This window comes from Aquisphaera insulae (assembly GCF_011064615.1).
GTDB classification, from domain to species: Bacteria; Planctomycetota; Planctomycetia; order Isosphaerales; family Isosphaeraceae; genus Aquisphaera; species Aquisphaera insulae.
Map to the genome: position 1 here is coordinate 1 of NZ_JAALJH010000010.1, position 13538 is coordinate 13538.

Here is a 13538-nt window from a genome sequence, read left to right on the forward strand (position 1 = left end):
CATTGTTACGGTCAACGGCGCGCGGGTTCTCGTCAGCGGCCTCCTCGACGTTCGTTCGCGTCTGCCTCGACGAATCGTGGTCATTCCCGGCCGCCGCTCACCGCGTGGGGCCGAAGCGGACACCCTGTACGTGCTCACCGATCCGCACCGGCTTCGACCCTTCGCGGAGCGTCTCGCCGAGGATCCGGACCTCGTCGAAGCGCACGTCGCGGACGTCGTGGACCGGGTCCGCCCCCATCACCTCGACGAGGTATGCGCCGGCCGCGCCCTCGACCGTCACGCCTCGGAACGCGACGTCGCGGATGAAGCCAGGAGTCTTTGTGTGCATGTACTGATTGACCACGGGCCGGAGCCGGATCAGGCTCCCCTGCCCTTCGCCGTGGATTCGCACGTCCTGGATCCGCACGTCCTCAAGCCGCATCTCCTCGCCGGGCTCGAACAGGAACGCGGTCATCGTGAAGTGGAGAACGTCCAGGTTCCGCAGCGTGATCGCGCGCATGAACGCGGCGCGGGACTCGTGGCCAAGCAGGAAGATTCGCGCCCGATCGCACCACAGGACCGAGTTCTCGACCGTGATCCTCTCGACATGGTTGTTCGTCAGGTCGGTCCGCAGGCCCTTCAACGCGACGCAATCGTCATCCGTGCGGATGAAGCAATCGGTGATGAGCACGTCTTGCGAGTTGCACGGATTGATCCCGTCGTCGTTCTGCACCCGCGCGTTGCACAGCTTGACGTTGCGGATCGTCACGTTGCGGCTGCCGCTTGGGACGATGGTCCAGTGCGACGACCCGCGGAGGATGATCCCCTCGACGACCACATCCTCCGCGTCGCGGATCCCGATCAGGTTCCCGATCGGCCCCTTGCGCCATTCCCATCCAGAGCCGTCCAGGATACCCCGGCCCCGGATTCGGACGTGCGCGCCGCTGGCGAGGACCTCCGCCTTCACCACGGCTCCGGCCGCCAGGTAGAGCGTCTGGTTCGAGCCGAGCCGGATCGTCCCCGGCGCGTGGATGCCGGGCCCGTAGTAGACGACGTTCGCGTCGCCCTTCTTCGGCACGTTCGTCTCGAGGGCGTTCGCGAAGAGCAGCAGCGGGCTCCGCTTGCCGTCGGGCTCCACGCTCAGCTTGCGTGGCCCGTCCAGGTTGAGGGTCAACGTGTGATCGTCCGGGTGCTCGATGCGGACCGATGGGCTCGCGGGGCGGATGACGACCTTCGCCAGCGAGCGGGTCGACGTGATCTTCACCCTCACCGGGCCGCCACTGTCGAACGAGGCGAAGGCATAGTCCCCGCCGTAATCCCACTCCTTGCCGGCGAACGGCGGGTCGAGCGTGCGGGCAGCATAAACCGCCACGGGCTGGTCGCCGGCCCACACCTGAAAGTCGCCCCCCGCCGGCTCGCCGGCCGGCGCAGGCGCGGTCACCACCTGGGCCGCGGCCCGGGCGATGAGACTCGTTGCGAGAATCAGGAGGCACGTTGCTTTGCGGGCATGGTGGATCATGAGCGTCGATCCTGGCTCGGAGGGGGAGGGACGCCGATTGCGGCGCATGGGCTCACTGTAACACCTCCGATGTGGGGCTCAAGCGTGTTGTACCCTTCGTCCCGCCTCCGTACGGCCATGCTCAGAGGCGGGATCACCGCGGGCCAGCCGCTTGTCTCTTCCTCGCCGGCCGCATTACCCTGGGAGGCTCACGGCCCTCTGAATCGCCGGACCCCAGGAAGCGGGCCGGCTCGTCCCGTGGCAGGAGCTTGGAATGAATGACGTCCGGAGGGGGACGAGGGTGCTCGGCCCCCGTGTCTGGCGATGCCTGTCGGCGGCTCTCCTGGGGCTCGCCCTGGCGGCGCCGGGTGGCTCGGCCGGGGCGGCCGAGGAGGACGTGGTCCGCATCGCCGACGCCCCCGAGCGGGGCGCGTTCAACGTCGGGGCCGCGAAGGCGAGCGTGAACCGGGTCCGCGACGACGCGGCCGGCGGCGAGGTCCTGGAGCTCTCCTACGAGGTCCCGCCCGGCACCGCGGCGGGGCTCTACGCCAAGGGCTTCGGCGCGGGCGTGGCCCCCGACCGGGTGGACCTGATCCACCTGGGCCTGAAGGCCGGCAACGCCGACCAGGCCCGACGGGTGACCGTGGCCGTGGAGTTGAAGGGGACGGCGGGCGTGCAGCGGATCCCGCTGACGGTCGACGATCGGGGCACCACTGCCGAGCCCCTCATCGACTGGCCGGCGATCGGCACGCTCAACGAGCTGGTGCTCCTCGTGAACCCGATGGGCGACGGCCCTCCAGCGGCGGGGACGCTCCGGCTGGACGCTCGCTTCACAGCCCTGCCCGCGCTCCGCAAGCTGAGCCTCTCTGCCCCCGCACGGTTCGGCGGCGTGCTCGTCGCGAGCCTGCTGATGGCGTTGCTGGCGGGGATCGCCCGGAAGGGGGTCGGACGAACGCTCAAGGCGGCTCCGGATCATGACGAGCCGTCCTGGCGACCCTTCCTGGCCGACCTCGGCCGCGGCCTGGGCGCGGTGCTGATCGCCTCCGCGACGCTGGCGACGTATCACCTCGGCGCGCTCGGGGCCCTCGAGGCCGGCTGGTGGCCGCTGGCGGTCGCGGTCGCCGGCGTCCTGATCGCGGGCTGGTGGAAGTTCGTCGAGGCCGGCGAGACGCTCACGGCCGGGGAGGCCTTCCGGGATGCCCTCGTGCCGGGGCTGCTGACGATGTCGTCCAGCTCGCTGGTCCTGCTCCAGGCCCCGACCTCCTGGCCGCAGGTCCTGCAACTGAGCCAGACGGCGGCGGCGGTCGGCGTCCTGATCTACCTGGGCGCGGTCGCCAGCCGGCTCGGTTCCTCGGGCAAGCACATCGGCCCCGCTGGTGCGGCGCTGATCGCCGGGACACCCTACGTGCTCGGCGGGCTGACGCTCCTCGAATCCGGCGGCCTGATGCAGTCGCTCGGCGGCCTGCTCTCGGCGGGACTGCTCGAGGCTCATCCCGACGGCCGCGAAGTCCTCGGCCGCATCGCCGTGCTCTTCCTGTTCAACGAGGCGGCGGCGCTGGGGCTCGGCGGAGTGACGGGGGGCGGCTGGCTCCGGCCGTGGCGGGCGCATGCCCTCCTGCTCAGTGCGGCCTTCATGGCGATCTATGGCGCATACGGCATGATCGACATGGGATCGGGGGCCTGGCTCACCAGGCTCCCCTGGCTGATCCGCCCGATCCTCGTGGTCATCGGCTCGGCCTTCAGCATGGGCGGCCTCTGGGCCGAGGCCTACATCGTGACCGGGATGATCCTCGACGCGATTCACGGGCGATCTCCGTCCTGGGATTCGCTCGCCAGTTGCCTGGCGACCGGCACTCAGAAGGGCGTCATCTATGCCGGCGTGTTCATGGGCGGCATCCAGGTCGTCGGGATCGCGACGGACCTGAAAGCCGTCCGCGATGCCTTCGCCGCCTCGCCGACGGTCGCGACGGCGATCGTCGGCGCCCTCTGTTTTCCGCTCCTGAAGTCCGTGATCGAGTCGTTCGACGGCAGCCCGCCGTTCTTCCAGCGGCTCGCCAGGAACTACCGCGGCCCCCTGCTCTACCTCCGCGGATTCGTGGCCGGCGCGGGGCTCGGGTACGGACTGTCGGCGGGGTTCCCCGCCAGCGACCTCGGCCCGAGGGCGGGCTTCGGCTTCCTGGTCGGGGCCCTGGCCTATGCCGGGGTGGACCTGGTCCGCGACCTCTATCTGTCCTCGAAGGAGATGGGCCGGATCCAGGCCGTCCGCTACTACGTCGCGCACGCCCTGATCGGCGGGACCGTCGGCGCGGCGATCGGCTTCTACCTGGACGCGGTGCAGGTCGGCGTGATCGTGGACAAGTTCCGCCGCTATTTCGCCGTCGGCCAGCCGCCGCAGCTCTTCGACACGTATCCATTGATCAGCAAGTGGGGTCATCTCAACCTCGGGCACTACACGGGGGGCGCGGGGCTGCTGTTGATGGAGTCGCTGGACGGCGTGATCGGGTTCGCGACGGCCTGCTGGCTGTTCGCGATCAACCGGACGTTCATGCGGGCCTACTTCTGGAAGGACTCCGGCCCGATCCGCACCCTGTTCAGCCGGCAAGGGTTCGCGGACCTCGGCGAGAACACGATTCAGGTGCTCCGCTGGGGTCTCTGGATGTCGCCGATCATCAAGTCGTTCCTGCGGCCGATGGGCGACCCGACCTGGTACAACCAGGACGGCGCGATCCGCACGGCGATGGCCACGTTCCAGAGCCTCACGCTGTCGCCCGACGGCTTCCGCGCGTGGAGCCTCCGGGTCTTCACGGCGCTGCTGGCGTATGACGCGATCCGCGTCCTGATCTGGCTCGATCACATGGGCCTGCGGGTGGCGACGCTCGTGAACCTGAGCTTCCTGGGCGTGGACAGGCTGGAGACCTCGCTCGCGCGGTTCCTGTCGCCGGCGGCCACGGCCCGCTGCATCCCCGAGGCGGTGAAGCGGTTCACGACCTGGGGGCCGCTCCTGCTCCCCTTCTACATCCCTCGCGGCAAGGACTGGGATCATGCGTGGGAGACCTCGCAGAAGATCCAGGCCGAGCATCCCGTCGGACTCCTCGGCAGTCTTGTCGCGATGCCCCTGCCGCAGCAGATCGCCCTGGCGCTCGGCGCGGCGGCGATCTGCGGGCTCGGTCTCACCGCCGGCCGATCGTTGCGGAGGCGCTTCGGCAGGCCCTCGCTGCCGTCCTGGTCCATCGGCCATGCCCGCTACGAGGTCGCCGTCAACCAGATCGGAGAGCTCGTGAGCCGCGACCTCCGGCGCGACCAGGACCTCACCCGCCGCGCCTACGACGGCCGGCGACCGGCCGGCCGGGCCCTCTTCCTCGCGGAAGCCGGCGGCTCCGGGGCCGCCACGCGCGCCTGGCCGGTCGTGGGCAACGTCCCGGGCGAGCTCGCGGCCGGCTCGGGCGTCACGGCGGCCGGGAACAGCCTCATCCTTCGCAACACCGCCGAGGGCATCGAGACCGTCGTCGAGATCTCGCTCCCCGACGAGGAGAGCGCCCTCGAGGTCTGGACGATCACGATTCGCGACCTCTCGGGAGACCCGCGATCGCTCCGCGTCGTGCCGTACCTGGAATGGGTCCTCGACCGCGCCGACACCGACCGCGGCCACACCCAGTACGCCAGGCTCTTCACCGAGACCGAGTACAGCAAGGGCCTGCACGCCCTGATCGCCTGGAACAAGCACTCGAAGGCCACCGGTCTGCTCGCCGCGGACGTCGCGCCGGCCGGTTTCCTGACCTCGCGGATCGACTTCCTCGGCCGCGCCCGGAGCCTCTGGAAGTCGCGCGTGCTGGAGACGCTCGCCTTCACGGCCCCGGTCGACACGCCCGCCCACGCCACCCTCGACCCCATCGGCAGCCTGCTCATCCCCGTCGATGTCCCGGCGAACGGCCAGGCGCGGGTGCGGCTGCTGATGGGCTTCGCGCGCGATCGGGAAGACGCCGCCCGGCGGATCGGCCGGATTCTCGTCGGCGGCACCTCGTCGCCCGAGGCCGCCCTGCCCCCGCCGATGGATCCTGAGGCGCTCCATCCGATCCGCCACGGCGAGATCCCTCCGGGCGTCGACATGCCCTACGCCGAGTTCTCCGACGACGGCCGATCGCTCGTCGTCCGCACGCCGTTCACGCCGCGGCCGTTCGACCACACCCTGGCCAATGCGCTCGGCCAGGTCACCGCGGTGACCAATCGAGGGTTGCACACAACATCGAGCGTCAATGCCCAGCAGAACCGATTGACGCCGGACTGGTCGGACATCGTCACCCGCGAGGTCCCCGGCGAGATCATCTACATCTACGATCCGGACGCGCTCGAGTGGTACTCGCCGACCTTCCACCCGCTGGACGATGAGCGGGCGTCCCACGAGGCCGTGTTCGGGGTCGACGGGACGGCGACCTTCCGCATGACGAGGGGGAGCGTCCAGACCGAGCTCACCGTCTTCATCCCCCCGGATGAGCCGGCGACGATCTACCGGCTCACGATCGCGAACGCGGGATCGACGGCCCTCACGCTCCGGGTGGTCCCCTACTTCCAGCTCGTCCTCGCCGGCCAGCCCGAGTTTGCGGGCCCGCTGCGATCCTGGCGCGACCCGTCGAGCTCGGCCGTCTACTTCGACAATCCCCGCAACACCTTCCGGACGGGCCCGGCGTTCGCGGCCTTCTCGGAGCCGACCGAGGCGATCGAGACCCATCGCGGCTACTTCTACGGGCCGGGCCGGGCCATCGGCCATCCCCACTTCGTCGAGGCGGGCGAATCCTATCCCGGGATCTACATGAAGCCCGACGACAGGCCCGTCGCCGCGATGCTCGCGACGATCCAGCTCCCGCCCGGCGGCCGGAAGACCATGGCCGTGATCCTCGGCCAGGCCGACGACCGCGCCAGGGCCGAGGCCGTCGTCCGCAGGTTCCGCGACGTGTCCGCCGTGTCCGCCGCGCTCGAGGAGACACGGCGATGGTGGCTCGGCCTGATGGATACGCTCCGCGTCCGGACCGATCGGCCCGACGTCGACCGCTACCTCGACTGGCTCAAGTACCAGGCGATGGCGGAGCGTATCTGGGCCCGCCGCGGCTTCTACCAGGCCAGCGGCGCCTTCGGCTTCCGCGACCAGCTCCAGGACTCCGTCAACCTCCTCTGGATGGATCCGGCGGTCGCCCGCAGCCAGATCCTCCTCCACGCCTCGCAGCAGTTCCTCGAAGGCGACGTCGTCCACTGGTTCCACCGGCTCCAGGACGGCCGCACCGGCTTCGTCGGCCGGACGCATGCGTCGGATAACCTGCTCTGGCTCGGCTGGGCCGTCGTCGAGTACCTCGCCGCGACCGGCGACGATTCGATCCTCGACGAGCGGACGCCCTACCTCGACGCCGGCCAGCCCTTCGCACCGCTCCCACGCGACAAGGGGGGCATGGGCTTCGACCCGCTCCGATCCCCCCGCGAGGACACGGTCTTCCGTCACGTCCTCCGCGCCATCGACCTCGTCCTCGACGAACGCATGGGCGCCCACGCCCTCCCCCTGATGGGGACCGGCGACTGGAACGACGGCCTCGACGAGATCGGCAGCGAGGGCCGCGGCGAGAGCGTCTGGCTGGGGTTCTTCCTGCATTACATCCTCGAACGCCTGCTGCCGGTCATCGAACGCAAGGATGGGCCCGGGCGCCGCGACCAATACAAGCAGCGGCTCGATGCCCTCGGGGCGGCCCTCGAAGCGACCTGGCGCGAGGACCGGTATCTCCGCGCCTTCCACGACGACGGCACCGAGATCGGCGTCGCCGGCAGCGGCGTCTGGGAGATCGACGCGTTGACGGCGGCCTGGGCCGTGATGGCCGGCATCAACCCCGCGCGGGGGCGGATCGTCTTCGAGACGGCGCTGCGGACGCTCGAACGCGAGACGACGATCCTCCTCGGCTGGCCGCCGCTCCGCGAGGACACGCATCCCTACCTGGGTCGCAGCAGCATCTACCCGGAGGGGGTCCGCGAGAACGGCATGTATTGCCACGGCGTCCAGTGGCTCGTCGGCGCGGCGAGGATCCTCGCAGGCCGTGCCAGCCGTGAGGGCCGGCCCGACGAGGCCGGGCACTACGAGGAGACGGCCTTCCGCCTCTGGCTCAAGACCTCCGCGATTCCCCATGCCGTGGACGGCACGATCGAGACCTACGGCGGCCAGCCCAACCAGCAGGCGGCCGACATGATCACCACCTTCGACCCCGGCCGGATGATCTGGAACGGCTACACGGGCGCCGCCGGCTGGATGTTCCGCCAGGCCCTCGAAGGGGTCCTCGGCCTCCGCCTCGTCGCCGGCAAGGTCGAGCTGCCCGAGCGAGGTTCGCAGGCCGAGCCGACCCTGGTGCACGTCTCGCGTGACACGACCGGGAGCCCGTTCCCGGCCCCGGCGATCCTCCGCCCGCAACCCCAGCGGATGGAAGCCGGGCCGCCGCGATCCGACGACCGATGAGCCATCGATCCAGATCTGCACAAGGATGACGCCGATGAGATTGCTCCTCACCTTCTTCCTCCTGGCCACGCCCATGCTCTACGCCCGCGCTGAGGGGCCGACGACGGATCCGTCCTTCAGGTTCCCCACCGTCCGCCCGGAGCATCGCCACGCGCAGGCCCTGCTGGCGAACTCACTCCGCTACTTCGACCCCGCACACAGGATGATCGACGCGGCCTCCGGCTATCCCTTCGAGGGCTGGAACCAGGATCCGAAGCAGGGGCTCTACCTCCGCTCGTTCACCCAGTTGACGGCCATCGGCCAGTACATGGAGCTGCTCGCGCACGTCGCGGCCGGCCGGTGCGATACGCCCTTCCTCGGCCGCAAGCAGGCGATCGAACAGCTCGCCCGCGTCGTCAAGAACGTCCGCCACGACCAGCAGGATCCGACCCTGAGCGCCCAGGGGATGCTCGGCAACTTCCTCGACCTGGCCACCGGCAAGCGGCTCGGCCCGCTGGCCGTGGACGTGGAGAAGGCGAAGCTCGTCGCCAGGCTCGGTGCCCCGAAGGGCGAGGCCGTCTGGAAGGCCCTCGCCGCGAAGGGCTGGATCGTGCCTCGCAATGAAGATAAGGAAGCCGACATCCATCGTTCCGCGACCTACGGATACGAGCATTTCGACGGCCCGCTCGCCCCGTTCGCCGACGAGCCCACGCGGCAGGCGGTGATGGGCGTGCTCGACCAGCGGGTGGTGATGGTCGTCTTCATCGACAACGCCAACCTCTCGTCCTCCGCCGCCAAGACCATCGGCGCCTTGCTCCTCCCCGAGGTCAAGGACGAGCCCGGCGTCCGCGAGATCCGCAACGAGCTGGAGCGGCTGCTGGCCGACCAGCAGGCCGGCTATGACGCGCTCTTCGACCCCCGCGCCGGCCAGTTCTACTTCGGCCGCGACGCGACCAAGAACCGCTACTTCGGCTGGATCGACCTGGAAGGCAAGTGGGTCACCGGTCACGTCGATTACCTCGTCAACGAGTTCCGCGGGCCGGCCACGTTCGTCGTCGCGCGGTTCGGCCAGCCGCTCAATGCGATCGCCAACCTCGGCTTCAAGATGAGGCCCTTCGCGACGGCCGACGGCCGGGACCTCTACGTCCTGGCCCCGTGGGAGGGCTCCGCCTTCCAGGCCCTGGGCCTCGAGCTGTCGATGACGGAGCTCGAACGACCGAGCTGGCGGAGGCTGCTGGAGAACGTGGTGGATGTCGAGATCGATTACGCCACCCGGCGCGGCCTGCCGGGATTCCTCTCCGAGTCCTACAGCGGCGAGGGGACGCAGTACACCGGCAGCGTGGGCATCCCGGAGATCACCGTCTCCCCCCTGCCCCGGATCACCGACGCCGCCTCGCTCTACACCCTGGGCGCCGCGTACGCCGTCGAGCCCGAGAAGGTGGAAGCCTTCCTCGCCGCCAACTGGCCGGCCATCGCGCGGCTGCTCACCGATCACGGCCCGTGGGAGGGCTTCAAGGGGGGCCGCCGGGAGGTCATCGCCTTCCAGACCACGGCCCACACCCTGGCCCTGGTCCTCGGCCTGCTGGGTACGGGTTCAGAAAACATGAAACGGTATCTCGAATCGAAGAGCCTGACCCCGCGTCTGGACAGGGTCTTCCGAGTCGCCGACTCCGACCTGGACCTCCTCTCCGATGCCGTCCAGTCGTTCGCCTGGAACGACAAATCGAGCCCGATGCAGTCCGGCCATGACGCCAACGGATTCCACGCCCGCACCGACCGCGTCCAGAACGCCGGCATCGCCTTCGTGGCCAGGACCCCCGGCGGGATGAATCTCTCGGGAGGCATGCTCACGCTCCGCTATCGCTCGAAGCAGGCCATCCCCAAGGCCACGATCGCCATCAAGCCCGTCGAGGGCCCCACGCCGCTGCCGGGCGTCATCCCGACCGAGCTGTTGACTCATCTGGTGGAAACGGGCGATGGCGAGCGGGAGATCTCGATCCCCCTGCCCGCCACGCCCGGACTGCTCCAGGTCAAGGAAGTTGTCCTCACCTTCGGGCCGGACACGCAGGGCAAATCACTGGATCTGACCATCAAGACCCTGCGAGTGGCGCCAATCACTTCTGCGAGGCAGTAGCTACGGTCCTCCGCGACTCCGGGATCGAGTATGCCAGCGACATGAACGCCGCCATCCGCCCGGCGGGCGAATCGATCGCCCGGACGGCGTCCAGGGCTTCCGCGTGGTTCCCGCTGCTCGCGAACCGGAGGGCCACCGTCTTCAACGCGGTTTCGCGGCGCGGAGCCGGCAGTTCCTTCGCCTGACGGATGGTGGTCGTCGCGTCCTGGGCCTGGGCGCGGAATTGCTCGAGCGTGGTCGCGCGAGAGAACAGCACCATCGCCGGCTCGAGCTCCTTGTCGAAGTCGAAGAACGTATTCGGGTTGATGGCCAACTCGGTCGTGCCCTTGCGTGGGGACGACTTCGGCACCTCCGGGACCTTCGCCTCCAGCATCGTCAGCGCCCGGCGAGCGAGGGACGCGGCGGCGGCCTTGTCTCCCTTCTTGTCGAGATGGTGAATCACCACGGACTGGGCCCGGGACTTCTCGAGGCCGGGCGTGTCGCGAATGGCCTCGATGGTCCTCTCGGCCGCGGAGACGTCGTCCGCGTTGACCTGGACCTCGGCCAGCATGGACAGGGCCCGTGATCGCCGCGGTTCGGGCTGCTTCAGCGCGACCGCGATCGCCTCCGCGGTGAGGGCCAGCGCGGCGTCTCGTCGGCTCGCGGCCTCTTGCCCGGCAACCATGATCTGGGCGATGAGCTTCTGGCCGTCATCGCTCACGCCGCGGGCCAGGGCCTCGGCCTTCGCGAACGTGGACGCCGCGGCGGCCTGGTCGCCGGCGTCGTTCATGGCGGCGGCGATGAGCGCGAAGGCGGCGGGCCGGATCGCGTCATAGTAGCCGTCGCTCGGCCCCGGGAAGTCAGCCCTATGAAGGTTCGGGATCGCATCCGCCGTCGCCAGTGCCCCGGCAAAGTCTCCCACGCGGGCCTGGAGGTGAGCCACCGAGATCAGCGTCCGGGCGCGGGCCTTGACGTCGGGGAACGCCCGCACCGCCTCGGCGATCCTCGGCAGGCCCTCGCGGACTCGGGCCGGATCCTTGGGATGCCGCCACGGATCGCCGATCCGGGGATTCATGCCTCCTGGATCGAACATGACCGCCCTGAAGCCGTCCTGGGCCAGCTCGTCGAGCATCCTCAGGGAGACGCGCTGCTGATCCTCGGGCCTGAGGTCGCGGACCATGGCGATTGCCTCGTCGACCTCTCCGGCCGTGAACATCGCCTCGGCCAGGTGGGACATGGCGAAGGCCCTGGGCCGAGGCATCCAGATTCCCCTCGCCGCCTTCCGCGACTTTTCGATGAGTTGCCGGCCTCCGGTCGGATCGCCGGCCTTCATCAGGTAGCCGCCGAGAGTGCCGAGGCAGACGATCTTCGTCGGACCCTGAGGAGGCCCCAGGGCCTCGACCGCTTGATGAATCAAGGAACGAGCGAAAGTCGTTTCGCCCAGAACGATGGCTTGTTCGATCATGTAAGGCCACATCTCGGCGACGAACCCCGCCTCCTCGTCGGAAAGTTGATGTGGAGATTCGTCCTTGCTGGCGATGAGGTTCGTATCGATCTCGTTGCTGACTTTCTCAAAAGCACTGCGAACGACCTTGTCGTCGAGGACGCGGAAGTCGGCCGTCATCCGCTTGAACGCGGCACGAGCCCCCTTCAGATCCCCCGCATCGCGGCGAACCTCGATCGACTCCACAACGGCCAGGGATCGTCCCCACGCCTGGGCGTCGAACTTCCCTCCCAGCTTTGGAAGCGGCACCGCGGGCAGGCTGTCGAGAAGCCGGAGCGTGCCGAGAGCCCCTTCCCTGTCGCCGATCTTGACCTGGGCCTCGGCGATGTTGACCAGCGCCCCCCCTCGGGGATCACCTTCCTTGCCGGTGGTGGCCGGCGTCGCCTTGACCTCGTCCGCCATCCGCCGGAGCATCTGGCGGGCGGCCTCGTCCGCGGCCTCCTTGGGCGGCGGTGCGGCGTGGGTCGCCAGGGTCAGCGTGCCGCCCAGGACGGCGGCCAGGACCAGCCCGATTCCTTCGGTCAGGGTCAATCTCATGGACCTTTCCTCCCTGTTCAGGATCCATCGAATCCGCGTCGTCAGCGGGCGATTCGCCATCGCCAGCACCATCCGATTCCCGCCGGCCCCCGCGCCGGCCAGGGCCGCGAGGAACTCCGCGTAGGCCCCGCGCCGGCCCGTGCGATCGACGACCAGCCGGTCGCAGCAGATCTCACGCTCCAGCCCAATCCAGCCCGACAGCCACCACGTCAGCGGGTGGAAGAACAGCAGGGCCTCCGCCAGCCGCTGGGCGAACATCACGAGGTTGTCATGCCGCCTCAGGTGGGCCAGCTCGTGCAGCAGGGCCATCTCGACCTGGTCCATCGTCCAGCCCGAGAGGGCCGCCGGCGGCAGCAGGATCAACGGACGGACCACCCCCACCAGCACCGGCGCCACGACCCGCTCGCAGGCCGCCACGCCGACGGTTCGCGCGATGCCCATCGACTCGCCCAATCGCCGGCAACACTCCGCGACCGGCCCATGCTCGAGCCGGACGCTCGATCGCCGCAGCCCCTCGACGCCGATCACGCCGGCCAGCACCAGTCCGAGCGTCGCCAGCGATCCGGCCAGCCAGACGCCGGGGAGCCAGCCGATGAGGCCCTCGAACCGGGATCGATCCGGTCCGCGAGATGGCTCATGTGTCTCCACGAGAACCTCGGGAGGTGGTCCCGATCCGGGGCCAACCTCGACGGCCACCGTCGCCGCGTCGACCTTCACCGCGGCGGCGACTCCTTCCGTCGCCACCCTCGGCATCGGCCGGTAGAGCCAGGCGAAGACGGCGAATGGCGCGGCCATCCAGAGCGCCAGGCCGGCCACCGCCGCGGCATGGCGAAGCTCCGGAGACGTCACGCCCAGGAGCCGCCGAACCGCCACGAGCCCCGCGCCGATGATCGCGCCGATCCAGCAGAGATGGACCATCGTCCAGCCGGCGGCCGTCCAGGCCGGGGAGGTCATGCTCAAGGTCGAGGTCATTTCCCGCGCCCCTTCCTCGCCCGGGGCCTGGGCGTCTCGGCGTGGGCTTCCAGCAAGGCGCGGATCTCGGAACGGTCGCGATCGCTGAGGGCCCCTTCCTCGATCAGGTGCGCGACGAGCCGCCGCGCGGAGCCGTCGAAGACATGCTGGACGACCTTGCCCACGAGGCCGGCCGCCGTCGACTCGCGGCTTGTCGCGGCCGTCCAGCGATAGCCCCTCGGCCCGTCCTCGCGGCGGACGAGCCCCTTCTCGAGCATCGTCTTCAGCGTGGTGGCGATCGTCGTCAGCGCGACCTGTCGCGCCCCCTGGATCGCCGCGTGGACCTGCCCCAATCCCGCCGGCCCCGATTGCCAGAGGACCCGCAGGATCTCCAGCTCCGCGTCCGTCGGCTGTGTGCTTGGCGTCCTGGCCATGGAAGCTCCTTCTTGAATCGGCGCGACGTGGCGCCGGTGGGTTGTCCGCCCGACTTTGC

The 13538-nt window shown here is 69.7% G+C and carries 5 protein-coding genes; 2 read left to right on the forward strand and 3 right to left on the reverse strand.

What is annotated here, in order from left to right; genetic code table 11:
- Positions 1 to 97 precede the first annotated feature (97 nt).
- The gene (locus G6O54_RS08205; protein ID WP_165223028.1) at positions 98 to 1498 is read right to left on the reverse strand and encodes a glycosyl hydrolase family 28 protein; all 1401 of its coding nucleotides are present in this window, start codon (positions 1496 to 1498) and stop codon (positions 98 to 100) included.
- 253 nt (positions 1499 to 1751) lie between these two features.
- Between G6O54_RS08205 and G6O54_RS08210 the strand changes: the two genes are divergently transcribed.
- Both G6O54_RS08210 and G6O54_RS08215 read left to right on the forward strand, forming a co-directional pair.
- Complete coding sequence (locus G6O54_RS08210; protein WP_165223031.1) at positions 1752 to 7961, forward strand: GH36-type glycosyl hydrolase domain-containing protein; 6210 nt, start codon at positions 1752 to 1754, stop codon at positions 7959 to 7961.
- 34 nt (positions 7962 to 7995) lie between these two features.
- Entirely contained in the window at positions 7996 to 10074 is a 2079-nt protein-coding gene (locus tag G6O54_RS08215) for a hypothetical protein (protein ID WP_165223034.1), read from the forward strand.
- Here G6O54_RS08215 and G6O54_RS08220 read toward each other — a convergent pair.
- Positions 10055 to 13066 carry a M56 family metallopeptidase gene (locus G6O54_RS08220; protein ID WP_165223037.1) on the reverse strand — a complete coding sequence of 1004 codons (3012 nt, stop codon included), beginning with the start codon at positions 13064 to 13066 and terminating at the stop codon, positions 10055 to 10057. The genes G6O54_RS08215 and G6O54_RS08220 overlap by 20 nt on opposite strands.
- The gene (locus tag G6O54_RS08225) at positions 13063 to 13479 is read right to left on the reverse strand and encodes a BlaI/MecI/CopY family transcriptional regulator (protein ID WP_165223040.1); all 417 of its coding nucleotides are present in this window, start codon (positions 13477 to 13479) and stop codon (positions 13063 to 13065) included. The genes G6O54_RS08220 and G6O54_RS08225 overlap by 4 nt, the downstream gene beginning before the upstream one ends.
- Positions 13480 to 13538: the final 59 nt, after the last annotated feature.